The organism is Chitinibacter sp. S2-10, from assembly GCF_046530675.1.
Lineage (GTDB): Bacteria > Pseudomonadota > Gammaproteobacteria > Burkholderiales > Chitinibacteraceae > Chitinibacter.
On sequence record NZ_CP172558.1, the window covers coordinates 2,370,231 to 2,388,253 of the forward strand.

Genomic DNA, 18,023 nt, shown 5'->3' on the forward strand with positions numbered 1-18,023 from the left:
AACAAGAGTTCAGAATTCAGTCAGTAGACGAATCAGAAATAATGATTCGGTCTGGTGATTTTGTTCTGGTTTCTTAAATCAGACCCACACAGGAATGTGTGACTGTATCGTTCTTTAACAAAATAGAAGAAGTAATATCTCCTAATTAAACAATGTGAAAACAGGGTAACTTGTTTTTACAGTAATAAATTGGGTTGATTGTATCTGCTGATCGAAAGATCAGCCGTTGTAGGACCTGAGAAACCCTACAACAAGTCGTAAATACGAAACTCTGACCAAGAGTACGGTAAAACGTGTTTGAGGTTATAGGATCAAGCGAATAAGTGCATCTGGTGGATGCCTTGGCGATGATAGGCGACGAAGGACGTGATAGCCTGCGATAAGCGTGGGGGAGCTGGCAAAGCGCTTTGATCCCACGATTTCCGAATGGGGAAACCCGGCCCTTTTGGGTCACTCATCACTGAATACATAGGTGATGTAGAGCGAACGCGGTGAACTGAAACATCTAAGTAACCGCAGGAAAAGAAATCAACCGAGATTCCCAAAGTAGTGGCGAGCGAAATGGGAAGAGCCTGTACGTGATAACTCAAAGCTTAATAGAAGGCAATGGAAAGTGCCGCCATAGTGGGTGATAGCCCCGTATATGAAAAGCATTGGGTGGTACTAAGCGTACGAGAAGTAGGGCGGGACACGAGAAATCCTGTTTGAAGATGGGGGGACCATCCTCCAAGGCTAAATACTCATCATCGACCGATAGTGAACCAGTACCGTGAGGGAAAGGCGAAAAGAACCCCGGGAGGGGAGTGAAATAGAACCTGAAACCGGATGCATACAAACAGTGGGAGCCCACAAGTTGGGTGACTGCGTACCTTTTGTATAATGGGTCAGCGACTTACGTTCAGTAGCAAGCTTAACCAAATAGGGGAGGCGTAGGGAAACCGAGTCCGAATAGGGCGCACAGTTGCTGGGCGTAGACCCGAAACCAAGTGATCTAGCCATGGCCAGGATGAAGGTGCGGTAACACGCACTGGAGGTCCGAACCCACTAACGTTGCAAAGTTAGGGGATGAGCTGTGGCTAGGGGTGAAAGGCTAAACAAACTTGGAAATAGCTGGTTCTCCTCGAAAACTATTTAGGTAGTGCCTCATGTATCACTGACGGGGGTAAAGCACTGTTATGGCTAGGGGGTCATCGCGACTTACCAAACCATGGCAAACTCTGAATACCGTCAAGTGCGAGCATGGGAGACAGTCCTGGGGTGCTAACGTCCTGGGACAAGAGGGAAACAACCCAGACCGCCGTCTAAGGTCCCAAATGATCAATTAAGTGGAAAACGAGGTGGGAAGGCACAGACAGCCAGGATGTTGGCTTAGAAGCAGCCATCATTTAAAGAAAGCGTAATAGCTCACTGGTCGAGTCGTCCTGCGCGGAAGATGTAACGGGGCTCAAATTGATAACCGAAGACGCGGATATGTACGATGTACATATGGTAGAGGAGCGTTCTGTAAGCCTGTGAAGGTGTCTTGAGAAGGATGCTGGAGGTATCAGAAGTGCGAATGCTGACATGAGTAGCGATAAAGGGGGTGAAAAGCCCCCTCACCGAAAACCCCAGGTTTCCTGCGCAACGTTCATCGGCGCAGGGTGAGTCGGCCCCTAAGGCGAGGCAGAAATGCGTAGTCGATGGGAAACAGGTTAATATTCCTGTACTTGGTATTAGTGCGATGTGGGGACGGAGAAGGTTACCTCAGCCAACGGTTGGAAGAGTTGGTTTAAGCGTGTAGGCGTGTAGCTTAGGCAAATCCGGGCTACTTTAACGCTGAGGCGTGATGACGAGTCGACTTGTCGACGAAGTGAGCGATACCCTGCTTCCAAGAAAAGCCACTAAGCTTCAGCTAATATCGAACCGTACCGCAAACCGACACAGGTGGGTAGGAAGAGTATTCTAAGGTGCTTGAGAGAACTCGGGAGAAGGAACTCGGCAAATTGACACCGTAACTTCGGGAGAAGGTGTGCCTCTAGTAGGTGAAGGTGTACAACTGGAGCCCAATGAGGCCGCAGAGAAATGAGGGCTGCGACTGTTTATCAAAAACACAGCACTGTGCTAACACGAAAGTGGATGTATACGGTGTGACGCCTGCCCGGTGCTGGAAGATTAAATGATGGGGTGCAAGCTCTTGATTGAAGTCCCAGTAAACGGCGGCCGTAACTATAACGGTCCTAAGGTAGCGAAATTCCTTGTCGGGTAAGTTCCGACCCGCACGAATGGCGTAACGATGGCCCTACTGTCTCCTCCCGAGACTCAGCGAAGTTGAAGTGTTTGTGAAGATGCAATCTCCCCGCTGCTAGACGGAAAGACCCCGTGAACCTTTACTGTAGCTTTGCATTGGACTTTGAAGTGGTTTGTGTAGGATAGGTGGGAGGCTTTGAAGCTGGAACGCTAGTTTCAGTGGAGCCGTCCTTGAAATACCACCCTGACCCCTTTGAGGTTCTAACCTTGGTCCGTTATCCGGATCGGGGACCGTGCATGGTAGGCAGTTTGACTGGGGCGGTCTCCTCCCAAATTGTAACGGAGGAGCTCGAAGGTCGCCTAGGTACGGTCGGACATCGTACTGATAGTGTAATGGCAAAAGGCGGCTTAACTGCGAGACCGACAAGTCGAGCAGGTGCGAAAGCAGGACATAGTGATCCGGTGGTTCTGAATGGAAGGGCCATCGCTCAACGGATAAAAGGTACTCCGGGGATAACAGGCTGATTCCGCCCAAGAGTTCACATCGACGGCGGAGTTTGGCACCTCGATGTCGGCTCATCACATCCTGGGGCTGTAGCCGGTCCCAAGGGTATGGCTGTTCGCCATTTAAAGTGGTACGTGAGCTGGGTTCAAAACGTCGTGAGACAGTTTGGTCCCTATCTGCAGTGGGCGTTGGAAGTTTGAGGGGGGCTGCTCCTAGTACGAGAGGACCGGAGTGGACTGACCTCTGGTGTACCGGTTGTCACGCCAGTGGCATTGCCGGGTAGCTAAGTCGGGAATAGATAAGCGCTGAAAGCATCTAAGCGCGAAACTAGCCTCAAGATGAGACTTCCCTAGGTCTTTAAGACCTCTAAAGGATCGTTCGAGACCAGGACGTTGATAGGTCGGGTGTGGAAGCGTAGTAATACGTTAAGCTAACCGATACTAATAGCCCGTGAGGCTTGATCCTATAACCTGAGACGCGTTGTTGCGATGAAGGTGCAATTGACCCGATTGCGAATTGAATAAGATAAAGAGAGACCGGTGAAGCGAAAGCTGAGCTGATGAAAGATTACTTCTTCTATTGATTTCGAGTGGTTGCAAAGGTAAAAGCCTAAGCAGTCAACTCACCCAGTTTTGTCTGGTGACCATAGCGAGGTGGTCCCACTCCTTCCCATCCCGAACAGGACAGTGAAACGCCTCAGCGCCGATGATAGTGCGGATTGCCCGTGTGAAAGTAGGACATTGCCAGACTCCCTAAAAGAAAAGCCCAGCTCAACCGAGCTGGGCTTTTTGCTATCTGTGATTGTGGATAATGCAATGTTTTATATACATGCATGGGTATGAGATTTTGATCATTGGCTTTATTTGGTTTTGATAATATACCCTTGTTTTAATTATGGGTTTTAGATTGTTTTCCCGATCAATATAAATTGTTGCTTAATTTTTTAGTGAAAAAATGCCAGAAAATAAACGATTTCAAACCGAGTTAAGCGCATTTCAAGCGCGTTTTGAAGCGCAAAAAATCGCGTTTGGTCCCGTGGTTTTTCAGTGTGTACGGATTGCATGGAAGAAAGGGTTGCTCGTCAGCCTTGCGCAAAAACCGATGAGTAGTGCCGAATTGATGGACGAACATCAGATTAGCTCGTATGTGCTCGATGTGTTGCTGGAAAGCTGTCTTTCGGCTGGCGTGGTGTCGATTGAAAATAGCTTATGGGTGCTGGAAAAAACCGGTTATATGCTGGTCAATGACAAGCTGACTCAGGTCAATTTCAATTACATCCACGACGTGTGCTGGCAAGGTTTGTTCGAGCTTGAGGCCTGCCTGGATGCTGAAAAACCTTTGGGGTTAAAACATCTGGGACCGTGGGCGACAATTTACGAAGGCCTGTCTGATTTACCTGAACCCGCCAAAACGTCATGGTTTGAATTTGATCACTTTTATTCAGACTCGGCATTTCCAGAAGCTTTGCCCAAGGTTTTCGCCAGTAAACCAAAACGTCTGATGGATGTTGGCGCGAATACCGGTAAATGGGCAATGCTGTGCCTTAACTATGACCCGCAAGTCGAAATGACGCTGGTAGATTTGCCAATCCAATTGAATGTGGCCCAGCAAAACCTGAGCGGAGCAGGCTTGATTGGCAGAGTTTCGCTCGCGCCGCGTGATTTGCTTGACCCCGCTTTGTCTTTCCCCAAAGGACATGACGCGATTTGGATGAGCCAGTTCTTATCGTGTTTCTCTTTGGTTGAAATTGGCAAAATCTTGGCGCGGGCGGCAGAGTCGCTGGACAATGGCGGTTCGCTGTTTATTCTCGATACCTGCTGGGACAGGCAGCAATTCGATATTGCCGCGTATTGTCTGATTAATACTTCACCGTATTTCACCGCAATGGCGAGTGGCAATAGCAAAATCTATCGTGCTGATGAATACATCGCCTGTGCTGAGCAGGCCGGTTTGCAAGTGACGCAAATCTGGGATGGGCTGGGGATTTCGCATTCTTTGTTGCAGTTTCAAAAAATCGCCAAATAATCCCTCTGTGGTGTTTATTGTGAGTGGATGCAGATGGACGGCCACCACAGACTAACTTACTATTTTTGATCCCAGCGGCGGAAAATCAGCGACGTATTGATTCCGCCAAATGCAAAGTTATTGCTCATTACGTAGTCGCAAGCCAATTCCCGCCCTGCAAGTGGCAGGTAGTCCAACTCGCCGCAAGCCGGATCAACTTGCTCCAGATTGACGTTGCCTGCAAACCAGCCGTTATTGAGCATTTCAATACTCATCCAGGCTTCAAGTGCGCCACAGGCGCCGAGCGTGTGGCCGAAATAACCTTTGAGCGAGCTAATCGGCGTGTGCTTGCCAAAGATGCGGTGCGTCGCCTGACTTTCTGCAATATCGCCTTGTTCGGTCGCTGTGCCATGTGCGTTGATATAGCCGATTTGTGAGGCTTGCAGCCCAGCATTGTCCAAGGCTATTCGCATTGCGATTTCCATCGTTGCACTTTCAGGGCGCGTGACGTGCGTGCCGTCCGAGTTGCACGCAAAGCCGACCAGCTCGGCGTGAATGTGCGCGCCACGCGCCAGCGCGTGTTCGAGTTCTTCCAAAATCAATGTACCGGCACCTTCGCCGATGACCAGCCCATCACGACCTGAGTCGAAAGGGCGCGGCGTTGTATGCGGCGCGTCATTTTTGGTGCTGGTCGCGTACAGCGTATCAAACACCATCGCTTCGGTCGGGCACAGCTCTTCTGCACCACCAGCAATCATCATTTTTTGCTGGCCATATTTGATAGCCTCAAAAGCGTAACCAATTCCCTGACTGCCTGAAGTGCACGCGCTTGAGGTTGGAATAACACGACCTTTCAGTCCAAAATAAACGCCAATATTGACTGCCGTGGTATGGCTCATCATTCGTAAATATGAGTTGGCATTCAGGCCATTCACATCTTTTTCAATCAGCGAATAACCAAATTCACGAATTGCATCGGTGCTGCCCGTTGACGAGCCATAAGCCACGCCCATTGTGCCGCTTTGAATGACGGGGTTGCCAAGTAAGCCCGCATCGGCCAGAGCGCGTTCGGAAGCCAGTACTGACATCTGTGCCACGCGCCCCATTGAACGAGTGTGCTTGCGCGTATAGTGCGTGGGCATCGCAAAATCGGTGACCGGTCCGGCCAGTTGCGTGTTCAAATCTTGGTACTCAGCCCACTCAGCCATGCGGCGAATTCCGGTCTGCCCAGCACGCATGGCGGCAGAAATGCTTGCCCAATCACAACCCAGTGAAGAAATGCCGGCCATGCCGGTAACGACGACTCTTTTCATCCTTGCATTTTACCTTAACACAGCCCGCCGTTGACTGCGATCACCTGCCGTGTCGTATACGCCGCGCCTTCGCTCATCAGATAGCTCACCGCTGCCGCAACTTCTTCTGGTTTGCCCATACGTGCCATTGGGATCATTTTTTTGATTTCTTCCAGCGCCGGCAGATCTTCAATCATCTCGGTTTCAATCAGGCCTGGTGCAACGCAATTGACGGTGATTTTGCGACTGGCCAGCTCCAGCGCCAATGCCTTGCATGCGCCAATCAGTCCGGCTTTGGCCGCGCTGTAATTGACCTGACCACGATTGCCGATCAGTCCGGAAACCGATGCAATCGCGACGATGCGACCCGCTTTTCTGCGCCTCACCATAGGCATTGAAAGCGGATGCAGCACATTATAAAAACCATCGAGATTGGTGCTGAGCACCAGATCCCAGTCGTCTTCGCTCATCGCCGGAAAAGCCGTGTCGCGGGTTATCCCTGCGTTGATGACGACGCCGTACGGCGCCCCGAACTGTTCGACGTCAGCTTCAAGTACCTGTCGTGTTTGCTCGCGGTCGGCGACGTCAAAACAGATCAAACGACTTGCGCGTCCAAGCGCTGCAATCTGTTGCTGCAGTTCCAGTACGCTCGCCTGATTGCTGCGGTAATGCAAAATCAGATCAAAACCATCGCTGGCCAGTTTGAGCGCCATCGCGCGACCAAGGCCGCCGCTGGCGCCGGTAATCAAAATAAAGTTGCTCATGTGTGTTCTGCCAGAAATGCGTGTGGATTGGGCGGCTGAAAACCATTGATGCGGGCGCTGACCCGAATCGGCGAGCCATCGGCTTGTGTGCCTTCGACGCGGGCTTCGAATACACCCATGCCGTTTTCCCCTTTGATGACTTCCTGAACATGCACGGTCAGCCGGGTTCCGACTGCAAAGGCGGGCACATTGCAATCGAACGCACGCGTACCCAGCAAAAAGCCGATTTTAGGTTGCTCACCGGCTGCGCGGACGCGGCAGCCATCGTGCGCAGCAACGGCTTGCGCCATATATTCGATGGCGACATAAGCGGGGATTGCTCCGCCCAGTGCCGCATCATTAAATAAACCATCGACAGGAATCGTCAGCGCCGCAACGAGATGCTCGTCGCCAAATTCGATAATCTCGTCGAGCAAAATCATCGGTGCCGCATGTGGCAGCACCTGTGCGGGTAAATAGCGCGTCATACCGTACTCATTGTCTGAAAAATCAGGCTGACATTATTGCCGCCAAAAGCAAATGAATTGCTCATCGCGGTTTTAGGATGATAGGTAAGGCCGGTCTGCGGCCAGTTCAGCTGTGCCAGGCTTGGGTCAAAATCACCGTCGCCAGTCTGCACCGGCAGCCTGCCTGTCGGATTTAATTTTTTTTGCAACAGCAGCCAGCAAAATGCGGCTTCCAATGCACCGGCTGCACCCAGGGTATGTCCGGTTAGCGCTTTAGTAGAGCTGGCTGGCGGCAAATACTCGCCAAAGGTATCTGCGACGGCGCGACTTTCCATTGCATCATTGAGTTTGGTTGCTGTGCCATGCAGATTCAGATAATCGATCTGCTGTGCTGTCAGATTGGCATTGAGCAAAGCGGCCTGCATTGCCGCGCTGGCGCCGAGGCCGTCAGGGTGGGGCGCTGAAATATGGTAGGCATCGCTGCTGGCACCGCAACCGACGAGCGCGACCGGTGCCGCTTCGCGGCTCATCACAAACAACGCAGCCGCTTCGCCAATATTGATGCCGTCACGCCCTGCACGAAATGGATTGCACGGCTGGCTGCTGACTGATTCAAGTGCAGCAAAGCCATTGAGTGTCAGCTGGCACAGGCTGTCGACACCGCCACATAGAACGGCGTCGACCAGATTCATTTGCAGTAATCGACGCGCAGCGATTAGCGCGCGTGCGCTCGATGAACACGCGGTTGAAATCACATACGCCGGGCCGTCGAGCTGGTACAAGGCGGCAAGAAAACGCGCCGGATCAGCCATCTCATGCCGCTGGTAGCTGTAGCCCGATTGCGGCGCTTCGCCGCGTTGCTGCGCGGCAATCGCCATTTCGCTCTCGGCGATGCCCGACGTGCTGCTGCCGAGCACAATCGCGATGCGATGCGTGCCAAAACGTGCGATCAGCTGGCGAATTTCGGCGTCGATTTGCAGGCTGGCGGCGTAGAGTAGCTGATTATTACGGCTGTGAAATTGACTTACTTCAGTAGGCAGATTCGGCAGAGGGCCAGCGACTTCACCTATCCACGCCGGACGGTTAATCAACAATTCAGACGCGGGTTTGAGCTGGCGTTGCCCTGTCAGCAGAGCGGTGATGGTGTCGCTGTAATGATTGCCCAGCGGGGAAACCAGCCCCAGATGATTTAAATACGCGGTCATTCAGGCAATATCTCGATGGTTAGCGTGTAAGCGTCTCGCGTCAGCGTGATTTTACCGGCTTCATGTTTGACTTGCGCGAGCTTTTTGCCGTGATATAGCCAGTCGTTACTATCTTGATTCCGAATCCGCTGCCACGGGCTGGCAACACTCATTGCCGCTGGCGCATGAACCATTTCAATATCGGCCCAGACCGCTTGCAATGGCATGGCGCGCGGCCACAATACACCAGGTTCGGTCAGCAATTGCTCACCAGTTCGCGTGATGCTGAACAGCCGTTGCCCGGTCGGTGTAATCGCAACGACTTTAAGCGTTTCGCCATCGCTTTCCAGTCGGGCGGTAAAAGCAAAAACCCTGTCGCCCGCTTCGAGCGTAATCAGCTCATTCTGCGCGATAGACCCAAATGCGCTGACCGGCAGCATTGGCGCGGGAATCTCGCTGGTACAAGCCAGCAATAAGGTGCTCAATACAGTCAGCAGCAGAGCCCGCATTAAGCAACTCCTGTCTGTGAATCACGACGCGCCATCGGCGCAAAAACAAATGCCAGCGTGATGCCAAACAGCACCATCAGACCGAATGATTGTGCTGCAGGCAGACTGGACATGGCGAGCAAACCGAATGACAGCAAAGTTGTGCTCGAATCGAGCGTCACGCCGAGCATGGCCTGATGACTCTCCTCACCGGACTCGCGAAAGAAAATCGCATAGTCGATACCCAGGGCGAGTACGATCAGCAAAGCAAAGGCAGAAAAGAGGTTCAGCGCTATACCTATCAGGCCAAACAGTGCCAGCGCGCCCGACGCCGCCAGCAGCGACGGCAGAATGATCAGCGCTGCACCTTGCCAGCCGTGGCGCGGTGCCATCAGTAAGAGCATGACGACCAAAGAAGCAGCAGTCAGCGTCAGCGCCAGATTGCGGTAACGCGCCATCAGTTGCGACAAGTTGTCGACGCGATCGACAAACTGTACGCCATCGAGCTTGATCGCGTTGAGCGCCGCTTTATCCTTGATATTCGACAGCAAAACCAGCGAAGCGTAACCGCGCTCGGTTTTGCCCAGCCACAGCAGCGTATCGCCACGGCCTAGATCGCTAGAGAGCCATTGTTCCAAACTGACCGGCTTGGCTTGCGCGATGGCACTGGCATCGGCTGCAATCGCCTTTTCGGACAAACCCAGTTCGCGTAACCACGCCGGATATTGCGGCGAGGACAGTGCAGCCTGCAGCGTGCTAATCGTTTTCGATTGCGTCGCCAGATCAGGGATTTGTTGCGACAATGCACGCACAGCGCTAATTTTGCCTTGCGTAATCAGCGGATCAAGTTGCTTGAGCAAGGCCTGTTCGCGGCGCAAGACTTCGCCGGCATCGCGACCTTCGACCAGAAAAAACTGGTTTTCCGGCGCGCGTTGAAACAAGGATTTGATGTCTTGCTCCATCTGTCCTAGTCGTGGATCGACGGTATAAAAACTGTGCAGATCATCATTGGCGTGCAGTTTTGCCAAGCCAAAAGCAATGGGGATGATGAAAATACAAAGCCATTTTTTGCTGGGTATATGCTCGTAAGCCTTGATCATCAAGTCTGTGAAATGTATACCCTTGGTATTGGGGCGGTAATTTTTTAGTAGCACCGGGAAAGCCAGCACCACCGTCAGATAGGCTGCAATCAGCCCGCTCGATGAAAAAACCGCGATTTCGCGCAGGCCGGGGAAGGGTGCAATCGCCAAAGCCAGATAGCCGGTGACGCTGGTCGCTGCACCATAAAACAGTGCGGGGCGTAATTGTTCGACTGCGTGGCTCATGCTCCAGCGCTGGTCAGCGCCTAGGCTGTCAGCAAAGCAATGCGTGCCATAATCAATCGCAACACCGATCAGGCTGGCGCCAAAAACCAGTGTGAGGACGTGAATGCTGCCCATGATGTGCGCGGTGACCACAATGGCAACGCCGGTCGCGACGAGTAAAGGGAGCAGGCACAGCATAATCGCCGAGATACGGCGAAACACCAGCCACATTAGCAGAATCGAACCAATCCACGAGCCAATACCGATACGGCTGATTTCATCCTTGGCGGTTTTGCTCGCTTGGTCGGTATGCAGGGCAACACCGGCGGCGAGCGCTGCAATCTCGGTTTTTTTAGTCAGCTTCGCACTGCTTTGAGCCGCGATCATCGCGTTGTAAATGGCTTTGGCCGTCGGCGCCGGACCCGCCTGTTCATTGTCGCCGCTGTCATCAAAAGCTTGGCTTTTACTGCGAGCTTCAATCAGCGCCCAGACTTTGTCTTTACCATGTAACAAGATAATGCCGCTGGCCGGATCGAAATCGACACCGCGCTCAAGACGACGATTTAGCAAATCGCCAGCCAGAAACAGCGGGTCTTGCGCCAGCAAGGCTGCGCGCAGGCTGCCCAGTGGGCCATAGAGTTGTGCGGCTTGTTGTTGCAAAAAATCACCGAGCTGACCCTGTTCGAGCTGGGCAATGCTCGTCGGATTGGCCAGCGCATAGCGAAATGCCTTGGCGCTGACCAAGGCATCGACCCGGTTGTGACGCAAGGCGACACTGGAAAAGGCGCCTGATTTCGTCAGACTCTGTGCGGCACGATCTGCCGCGGCAATTGCCACTTCGCGATTGACAGCACCAATCAGCAATACATTTCGTTCACCCAGCTGGCTTTCGAGCTGTTTGACCGCAGTTTGTACCACCGGATCGGTTTCGCCCGCTGGCAGCAGTGCCATCAGGTTGGTCTGGATCGGCAGGCCACGGTGGAGTAATTGGGCGAACAAGATACCTATAATAAGTATGCCGATACACCATAGGTAGAGTCTGCCCTTCTCGGATATACCCATCATTTGAGCTGGAATTTGTTTTCTTCATCGCTGGACAGTTTGCCCACAGCGCTGACATTGCTGAATGTATAGTGCGTGCTGTCGCCGTTTTTCTCGGCGATATCGAGCTGCTGCAAGGTGCTGTTGCCTGTCAGCGTTAGTGTGTTGGCAAAGCTGGCAAATAGTCCGCCTTTGGGCGTCAGCTCAAGCTGCCAGCGCGTCCCGTCAACTTTGCCAGTGATCGTAAAATCCTGTTCCAGCACACGCCAGTCGCTACCGACCAGCGCCATGAAAACGCGTGACACGGCGCTGTAGCCGGGCTGCGATTTGGCATCGACTTTGACGATGGTTTTACCTTTGACGCGCTGAATCAGTGTTTCACCGGTGATGATCGCGTCGGACGCGTACGGCTTTTCCAGCTGCCACAGCAGGCCGCGCTGTTTCAGATAAATAAATGTTCCGCTCGAAACCAGCGGCTTGGACAGTGAAGCAATATTTTTTTCCTGCCTGAACTCGCCACGTTGACTGTCTTTGAGCGTCACCCGCGCCTTGACGTCGTCGAGCAGCGCGGCGTGAAGCTGGCTGGCGAGCAACAACAGTGCGCCGCAGAATATTTTGAATTTCATGGTTTGGGCAATCCCAGTTTTTCGAACAAGATATCGGGCGAAACAAAGCACATTTCCCGGTTTGCCATATCAATCGCGACCTGAATCGTATAAGCCTTGGTCAATAGCTCGCCGCTGGCGATATCGTGAATCCGGTAGCTGACTTTCAGCCGGTTTTCCCATTCGACGATGCTGGCGCTGACGCGCAGTTTTTGTCCGAATCTGGCCGGGCGCGAGTAGCGGATATTCAGGTCGATCACCGGCCACGCGTAGCCAGATTCGCGCATGCCGGGATAGTCGTAGTCGAAACTGCCTAAGAGTGCGCTACGGGCGAGTTCGAGATATTTCACATAATGGCCGTGCCAGACGACTTCCATCACGTCGATGTCGTGAAACGCTGGCGTGATTTCAATGCTGTGCGTCAGTTTGTCGTTCATGCCGCCCCCGGAACGCTCAAATGCTGCGACTGGATTTTGCTGATCGCTATGCGCAGCTCGCTATCGAGCGCACGATCTTCCAAGAGATGCGCCGAAAATTCGCGTATTTCGGCCATGAGCGCGACAACACCTCTTGAGAGCTGCCCGGTTTTCAGTTCACCCTGCTGTACCCGTAGCTCTACGCCTTGTACTGCAGCGAGCGCGTGCGCAGCGACGACTTGTTCGGTCAGTTGCAGCACGCGCAAAGCATCTCGCGCGGCGATGGTGCCCATGCTGACTTTGTCCTGATTGTGGCATTCGGTCGAGCGGCTGAAAACGCTGGCTGGCATCGTCAATTTCAGCGCTTCGGCAGCCCACGACGACGCGCCGATCTGCACCGCTTTAAAACCGTGATTGATCGCGCGACGCTCGCCCTGTGCGCCGGATAAATTGCTCGGCAAACCGTGGTTGTAACGTGTATCGACCATCAGCGCGAGCTGGCGGTCCATCAGGTCGGCCAGATTGGCGACGCAGTTTTTCAGGCTGTCCATCGCAAAAGCGATATGGCCGCCGTAGAAATGCCCGCCATGCAGCACGTGTTCGCCTTCGCCGTCGATGATGGGATTATCGTTGGCGCTATTGAGCTCGTTTTCAATAAATTGCCGCAACATCGGCAGCGCGTCGGCGAGCACGCCGATCACATGCGGTGCACAACGAATCGAATAGCGGTCTTGCAAGCGCAAGCCTTCGCGCGGCGCTTCACCGGCGAGCAGGTCATCGTGTATCCACGCAGCGACTTCGTTCTGCCCCGGATGCGGTTTGACCGAAAACAGCTTGGCGTCGAAATGATAACCATTGCCGTCGGTTGCGAGCGAGGCGAGTGCGGTCAGTCGCGAACACAGTTTGACTAAATATTCGGCACGGCTGTAGGCGATACACGCCAGCGCGCTCATCACCGCCGTACCATTCATCAAGGCGAGACCTTCTTTCGGCGCGAGAGTCAATGGCGCGATATTGAGTTCACGAAAGGCAGCGGCAGTAGGGTATTGCTTGCCAGCCTTATAGATATAACGCTCACCAGCCAATACTGCCGCTATGTATGACAAAGGCGTTAAATCGCCACTGGCACCGACCGAGCCTTCTTCGGGAATGACCGGAACCTGATTTTCGTTAATCAGCGTTGCAAGCTGTTCGAGCAAGACCCAGCGCACGCCCGAATAACCTTGCGCGAGCGACAAGAGTCGCGCGGCCAGAATCGCGCGACCGGTGTATTCGTCAAAAAATGCGCCCAGACCACAGCCGTGGTAGGTATACAAATGGCGCGGCAGTTCGGCCACCAGATGCGGCGGGATCCCGACGGTACATGAGTCGCCGTAGCCGGTCGTCACGCCATAAATTTCGCCATGCTCAGCGAGCAGGTTTTCCAGAAACTGGCTGCCCGAATTGACCCGGCGGCGAAAAGCTGCATCTTCAGATAGGTGCGCACCACTGCCTGCGGCGACGGCGAGAATATCCTCAATGGTGAGGCGCGAAGCGCCAAATTCGATACAGTTGGCGGGGCTATTCATGTGGCGTCCAGAAAGGGTAGAAGTTAAACCACTGCAAAGGTGCAAGCTGGCAATAATGAGCAAGCCGGTCGGCGTAGCGTTGCGCCGATTGATTGAGCCAAGCTTGCCTTTGCGAGCGCGAAACGGTTTGTGCTTCACTTAGGGTTTCAAAATACAAATTGAGTCCGTGCGGCTGTTTCAGGCACAGTGCCAGTACCAGAGGGCATTGCAGCAAGAGCGCGAGCAGATGCGGGCCGAGCGGCAATGCGGCGGATTGGCCGAGAAAATCGGCGTGCAAGATGCGCTCTCCGCTTTGATGAGCTGAGACTGGAACACGATCAGCCGCAATCACCAGCCATTCGCCACGACCGACGCGCTCCGAGAGATCGGCAGCCAGCACCGCGTCGAGGTCTTCAACCTGGATCAGCCTGATCGCGCGAGTTCGTGCCTGTGCTGCGAGCAGGCGATTGAATTGTTCGGCGTGCCGGGTGTGAACCAGCACATTCAGCTGCAGATCGGGGATTTCTTCAGCCAGCGCCTGCATCGCTTCGGTATTGCCCAGATGCGCAGTCAGCATAATGCCGCCTTCGCGCCGCGCCAGCCGTTCCAGCATCATGTCCTTGCCGCTACTTTGCACCGTTGCATGGCTCAATTGACCCGACCAGGCGTGAAATTTATCGAACAGCGTGTCGGCAAAACTCAGAAAATGCCGCCAGCTTAAATAGAGCGACGGTTTAAGTTGCAAGTGCGGGGCAAACCGCACCAGTTGCTGTAGATAGTGTTGTGAGGACTGGCGTGCGCTGGCGCCGAAAACAAAAAACCAGCCAAGCACCGGGTAGAGAATCAGCGCAAATAGTGCCCGGCCGCCAATACGATACGCGGCCAGCATTAATTTCATTCCCCAGTAAGCCAGATGACCGCCACGCTCGTTTTGCGCGCTCCAGTGATCCTGTTTGGCAATGCCACTCATGCGCGAAACCACCTTGCGATCAGGATGGGGCTGCGCCACAGCATGCCGAAAAACAGCTTGGCGTGCATGCGTGAAATTAGCAGGTTATCGCGCCAGACTGCAAAGTGCGATACACCGTCGAGCGGGTATTGCACTGGCGTTGGCAGTTGCTGAATGCCGATCCCTGCCCAGTGCAAGCGAACCATGATTTCGACGTCAAAATCCATACGACTGCCGAGTTGGCTTCGGCGCAATAGCGCACAGGTGGCGGTTAGCGGATAAACGCGAAAGCCGCACATCGAGTCTTTGATTGCGAGCGAGAGCGTATTAATCCAGACCCAGATATGCGTCAGATAGCGACCGTATAAACGGCCTTTGGGAACCGAAGCATCGTAAACCGGTTGACCGGCAATCAGTGCTTTGGGCGCGTTCTGTGCTGCGGCAATGAATTGATGCATATCGGGGGTATGGTGCTGGCCGTCAGCATCAATTTGGATTGCGTGGCTATACCCTAGTTGTTCTGCCCAGAGTAAACCTGCGCTGACTGCGCCGCCTTTGCCCTGATTGACTGCCAGCCGCTTCAGGCTGAGCCAGTGATTTTCGGCCTGAGCCAGTTGTTCAAGTACCTGTTGGCACGAGGGTCGGCTGCCATCGTCGATCAGCAGGCAGGGCAGGGCAAAGCCTTTTAACCCGGCAACAACCTGTCCTATCGCGTGCTCATGGTTGTAGACCGGAATCACGATGCAGGGTTTGAAATCTGGCGTTATGCGGCTCATCTGACTCATGTGGCGAAGACCAGGCGACCCGACGAATGCGTGCCTTTGGCCGAGCTATAGACAAAGGCGAGGCGGTGTTTGACCTCGTCCCAATCAAGCTGCAATGCAATCGATGCGCCGGGCGCAATTACCTGCTGAAATTTAAGCGTTTCCATCCGGCTAAATTGGCCCGTGATCGGGAAGTATTGCTGCGCCAGTTGTGCCGCCCAATGAATTTGCGTCACGCCGGGCAAAATTGGCGCGCCGGGGAAATGTCCGGCAAAGTAGGGTAGCTCGGCGCTGACGTGCAATTGCAGTGTGCGGCGATTGCCTGCGCTGCTGATGGCCAATACTTCGGGTAAGCGCTCGTTAAATAGCGCCAACAGCGCTGCATGTGGGATTTTGCCCTGTGTATTGACCGGCAAGGCTGCGACAAAGCGCCAGCGGCGCGGCAGAGCGATACGTTCGATTTTGCCGTGCAACTGTTTTTTGAGTAAGGCTACGAAACCCGCCTTGCCCAGTTGCGCGTGCAGCGCCGCGCCAGCTTCGTTAAGCACCAGCACAGCATTGAGGCTTTGCCGCCCGTTTTCATCGACGGCAAATACGGCTGCTTCGTCGACTTCGGGCAAATGTTGCAGTGCCTGCTCGACAGTGGCGAGCGCAATCCGTTTTTCTTCGATTTTGGCGATGCGGTCGAGTCGGCCGAGTAGCGTAAAACTGCCATCGGCGGCGATATTCGCTGCATCGTCCATGATATGCCATTCATGATCGGGCAAGTGCGCAGAACGGATTTCGAGCGCGCCTGATTCATGGCCACGCAACTCGACATCGGGGAGTGGCTGCCAGTCTGCGGATTCCTCAATAGATTGCTGCCGCCACGCGACGCCGCCGGTTTCGGATGAACCAAAAATCTCGTTGATGGCCAAGCCGCTGTGCGCAGAAATCCGCGCAGCAACTTCGGTGGCTAAGACGCCCGCCGATGAAAACAGCGCCGAGAGTTGCGGTTTGATTTCAGTCCAGGGCAGATGATTGCCGAGGCGTTTGTAATGCGCCGGACTGGCGACCCAGCAGACTTTGCGAGCGTTTTGTGACAGCGCAAACAATTGTTCTGGGAAAAAAGCCGTTTCAGCAGCGAAAACCCGGCCAAAGGCGATCGGCCAGATCACGCGAAATAGCAGACCATACAGATGCTGCTGGCTTACGGTTGCCAGAATCAGCGAATCGCTCATCGCTTGACCGAACAGCGTTTCCAGCGCCTTCACTTCAGCGAGTAGCTGAGCCAGCGTTTTTCGAATGGCTTTGGGCTCGCCGCTCGAACCCGAAGTGTAAATCATCAGCGCGTGCGTGTCGGGTTTGAGCTTTTGCAAGGCGTAGCAATGACCTGCTGGTGCTGCGACGGTCAGATCAGTAATCAGCAAACCCCAGGCTTCATCGTCCGATAGTCGCAAAGTACCAGGTGTTGTGTGAATGTGCGCTTCATCGCCTGGCAAATGGACGACTTTGTCCGCTTGCCAGGCGGCAAACAGCGCAACGGCAAACCAGTAGACGTCGCGGCAGAACAGGCTCAGCTGTGTTTCGCTCTGCGCCGCCAGCGTATGCGCTAGCGCAGCGACGTGCGTGGCAAATTCATCGCTGCGGATGACGCGGCCATGCTGTAGAGCAAAGTCATAGGGGGTATTGCTGTCTAGCCATTGGTTCATGATAGTTTCTTGCGAATACGCTGCCTCAGTATCCATTCGCTCGCCAGCAACAGCCCCATCAACAGATAGGCAATCAGGCCGTTGTATAAAGTCCAGTTTTCCCAGCTGGCAAAGAGCGCAGTCCACAGCGCAATGCTGCCATTAATGAAAAAAAATCCACACCAGACTTGCGTCACGCGCCGCGTATATTGCACGCCAGTGGCGGGTAAGTCCGGTTCGCTTAAACGCGCCAGCCGCTCAATCACAGTAGGGCCAGAGCACAGACTGCTGGCAAACACGCCCAGCATTGCGCCATTGATCAACACCGGATAAAAACGCAAATAGTCGGGTACGTTTTGGACATAGAGTATTGCCGCCAAGGCCAATATTATTGTAACTTGCAGCAACATACCCTGCTTTGCGGTAAAAAAACGAATCGCCGCCATCAGCACTAAAATCAGTGCAAAAGAACGCGTTGACCAGTGCCCCAGCGAGAAATAAACCAGCAGCGGATAGACCGCGCTCAATAGCACGCCGATCAGCGTCAGCAGGGTTTTAGTTTTGCTGCAGTTTATAGACGGCATCAACGACGTCCTGCACGCTACGCACTTGCTTGAAGTCTTCGGGGCTGATTTTTTTGCCGACCAGTGTTTTTAGCTCCGCAGCCATATCGACTGCGTCAATGCTGTCGATTTCCAGGTCGGTATAAAGCTGGGCATCGGGTGTGATACGCGCTGGGTCGATTTCAAATAGTTCGGCGATAATGCGCACGATTTCGTCGTGTAGGGCGGTTTTTTCCATTTCTGCTAACTCTGTCA

General features: G+C 53.8%; 15 protein-coding genes and 2 rRNA genes. 3 read left to right on the forward strand and 14 right to left on the reverse strand.

Annotated features, from left to right (window positions below; all coding sequences use genetic code 11):
- Nucleotides 1–309 precede the first annotated feature (309 nt).
- The 3 genes from ACG2XO_RS11145 (at nt 310) to ACG2XO_RS11155 (ending at nt 4,756) form a co-directional block, all read left to right on the forward strand.
- Nucleotides 310–3,196 (forward strand): 23S ribosomal RNA (locus ACG2XO_RS11145).
- Between the two features lie 170 nt (nt 3,197–3,366).
- Nucleotides 3,367–3,480: ribosomal RNA gene (rrf, locus tag ACG2XO_RS11150) — 5S ribosomal RNA — on the forward strand.
- Between the two features lie 205 nt (nt 3,481–3,685).
- Nucleotides 3,686–4,756, forward strand: a complete 1,071-nt coding sequence (locus ACG2XO_RS11155) for a class I SAM-dependent methyltransferase (RefSeq protein ID WP_410498058.1) — start codon at nt 3,686–3,688, stop codon at nt 4,754–4,756.
- A 59-nt stretch (nt 4,757–4,815) separates the two neighbouring features.
- Here the strand turns inward: ACG2XO_RS11155 and ACG2XO_RS11160 are convergent, their stop codons facing one another.
- The 14 genes from ACG2XO_RS11160 to ACG2XO_RS11225 form a co-directional block, all read right to left on the reverse strand.
- Complete coding sequence (locus ACG2XO_RS11160) at nt 4,816–6,048, reverse strand: beta-ketoacyl-ACP synthase (RefSeq protein WP_410498060.1); 1,233 nt, start codon at nt 6,046–6,048, stop codon at nt 4,816–4,818.
- Between the two features lie 14 nt (nt 6,049–6,062).
- On the reverse strand, nt 6,063–6,791 hold the full coding sequence (locus ACG2XO_RS11165) for a 3-ketoacyl-ACP reductase FabG2 (protein ID WP_410498061.1): 729 nt from the start codon (nt 6,789–6,791) through the stop codon (nt 6,063–6,065).
- Nucleotides 6,788–7,258, reverse strand: coding sequence for a hypothetical protein (locus tag ACG2XO_RS11170; RefSeq protein ID WP_410498062.1), 471 nt, complete (start codon nt 7,256–7,258; stop codon nt 6,788–6,790). Before ACG2XO_RS11170 ends, ACG2XO_RS11165 begins: the two co-directional genes overlap by 4 nt.
- Nucleotides 7,255–8,442, reverse strand: a complete 1,188-nt coding sequence (locus tag ACG2XO_RS11175) for a beta-ketoacyl-[acyl-carrier-protein] synthase family protein (protein WP_410498063.1) — start codon at nt 8,440–8,442, stop codon at nt 7,255–7,257. The genes ACG2XO_RS11170 and ACG2XO_RS11175 overlap by 4 nt, the downstream gene beginning before the upstream one ends.
- A complete protein-coding gene (locus ACG2XO_RS11180; RefSeq protein ID WP_410498064.1) occupies nt 8,439–8,930 on the reverse strand; it encodes a DUF3261 domain-containing protein in 492 nt (163 codons plus the stop codon). Before ACG2XO_RS11180 ends, ACG2XO_RS11175 begins: the two co-directional genes overlap by 4 nt.
- Nucleotides 8,930–11,212, reverse strand: coding sequence for an MMPL family transporter (locus tag ACG2XO_RS11185; RefSeq protein ID WP_410498065.1), 2,283 nt, complete (start codon nt 11,210–11,212; stop codon nt 8,930–8,932). The genes ACG2XO_RS11180 and ACG2XO_RS11185 overlap by 1 nt, the downstream gene beginning before the upstream one ends.
- Nucleotides 11,213–11,274: 62 nt before the next feature.
- A complete protein-coding gene (locus ACG2XO_RS11190; RefSeq protein WP_410498066.1) occupies nt 11,275–11,880 on the reverse strand; it encodes a LolA family protein in 606 nt (201 codons plus the stop codon).
- Nucleotides 11,877–12,296, reverse strand: a complete 420-nt coding sequence (locus tag ACG2XO_RS11195) for an acyl-CoA thioesterase (RefSeq protein ID WP_410498067.1) — start codon at nt 12,294–12,296, stop codon at nt 11,877–11,879. The genes ACG2XO_RS11190 and ACG2XO_RS11195 overlap by 4 nt, the downstream gene beginning before the upstream one ends.
- Nucleotides 12,293–13,843: an HAL/PAL/TAL family ammonia-lyase gene (gene hutH / locus ACG2XO_RS11200; protein ID WP_410498068.1), complete on the reverse strand. Its 1,551-nt coding sequence runs from the start codon at nt 13,841–13,843 to the stop codon at nt 12,293–12,295. The genes ACG2XO_RS11195 and hutH overlap by 4 nt, the downstream gene beginning before the upstream one ends.
- Nucleotides 13,836–14,792: an acyltransferase gene (locus ACG2XO_RS11205; RefSeq protein ID WP_410498069.1), complete on the reverse strand. Its 957-nt coding sequence runs from the start codon at nt 14,790–14,792 to the stop codon at nt 13,836–13,838. The genes hutH and ACG2XO_RS11205 overlap by 8 nt, the downstream gene beginning before the upstream one ends.
- Complete coding sequence (locus ACG2XO_RS11210; RefSeq protein WP_410498070.1) at nt 14,789–15,547, reverse strand: glycosyltransferase family 2 protein; 759 nt, start codon at nt 15,545–15,547, stop codon at nt 14,789–14,791. The genes ACG2XO_RS11205 and ACG2XO_RS11210 overlap by 4 nt, the downstream gene beginning before the upstream one ends.
- A gap of 5 nt (nt 15,548–15,552) precedes the next feature.
- Nucleotides 15,553–17,226 carry an AMP-binding protein gene (locus ACG2XO_RS11215; RefSeq protein ID WP_410498071.1) on the reverse strand — a complete coding sequence of 558 codons (1,674 nt, stop codon included), beginning with the start codon at nt 17,224–17,226 and terminating at the stop codon, nt 15,553–15,555.
- Nucleotides 17,223–17,789 (reverse strand): hypothetical protein, encoded by a 567-nt coding sequence (locus tag ACG2XO_RS11220; RefSeq protein WP_410498072.1) that lies wholly within the window; start codon nt 17,787–17,789, stop codon nt 17,223–17,225. The genes ACG2XO_RS11215 and ACG2XO_RS11220 overlap by 4 nt, the downstream gene beginning before the upstream one ends.
- Complete coding sequence (locus tag ACG2XO_RS11225; RefSeq protein ID WP_410500256.1) at nt 17,761–18,006, reverse strand: acyl carrier protein; 246 nt, start codon at nt 18,004–18,006, stop codon at nt 17,761–17,763. Before ACG2XO_RS11225 ends, ACG2XO_RS11220 begins: the two co-directional genes overlap by 29 nt.
- Nucleotides 18,007–18,023: the final 17 nt, after the last annotated feature.

Bases quoted from the DNA above. Each gene is read 5' to 3' on its own strand.
- ACG2XO_RS11180 (WP_410498064.1), bottom strand. From the start codon at position 8,930: ATGCGGGCTCTGCTGCTGACTGTATTGAGCACCTTATTGCTGGCTTGT.
- ACG2XO_RS11195 (WP_410498067.1), bottom strand. From the start codon at position 12,296: ATGAACGACAAACTGACGCACAGCATTGAAATCACGCCAGCGTTTCAC.
- ACG2XO_RS11175 (WP_410498063.1), bottom strand. From the start codon at position 8,442: ATGACCGCGTATTTAAATCATCTGGGGCTGGTTTCCCCGCTGGGCAAT.
- ACG2XO_RS11225 (WP_410500256.1), bottom strand. From the start codon at position 18,006: ATGGAAAAAACCGCCCTACACGACGAAATCGTGCGCATTATCGCCGAA.
- ACG2XO_RS11215 (WP_410498071.1), bottom strand. From the start codon at position 17,226: ATGAACCAATGGCTAGACAGCAATACCCCCTATGACTTTGCTCTACAG.
- ACG2XO_RS11205 (WP_410498069.1), bottom strand. From the start codon at position 14,792: ATGAGTGGCATTGCCAAACAGGATCACTGGAGCGCGCAAAACGAGCGT.
- hutH (WP_410498068.1), bottom strand. From the start codon at position 13,843: ATGAATAGCCCCGCCAACTGTATCGAATTTGGCGCTTCGCGCCTCACC.
- ACG2XO_RS11170 (WP_410498062.1), bottom strand. From the start codon at position 7,258: ATGACGCGCTATTTACCCGCACAGGTGCTGCCACATGCGGCACCGATG.
- ACG2XO_RS11210 (WP_410498070.1), bottom strand. From the start codon at position 15,547: ATGAGCCGCATAACGCCAGATTTCAAACCCTGCATCGTGATTCCGGTC.
- ACG2XO_RS11155 (WP_410498058.1), top strand. From the start codon at position 3,686: ATGCCAGAAAATAAACGATTTCAAACCGAGTTAAGCGCATTTCAAGCG.
- ACG2XO_RS11220 (WP_410498072.1), bottom strand. From the start codon at position 17,789: ATGCCGTCTATAAACTGCAGCAAAACTAAAACCCTGCTGACGCTGATC.
- ACG2XO_RS11165 (WP_410498061.1), bottom strand. From the start codon at position 6,791: ATGAGCAACTTTATTTTGATTACCGGCGCCAGCGGCGGCCTTGGTCGC.
- ACG2XO_RS11190 (WP_410498066.1), bottom strand. From the start codon at position 11,880: ATGAAATTCAAAATATTCTGCGGCGCACTGTTGTTGCTCGCCAGCCAG.
- ACG2XO_RS11160 (WP_410498060.1), bottom strand. From the start codon at position 6,048: ATGAAAAGAGTCGTCGTTACCGGCATGGCCGGCATTTCTTCACTGGGT.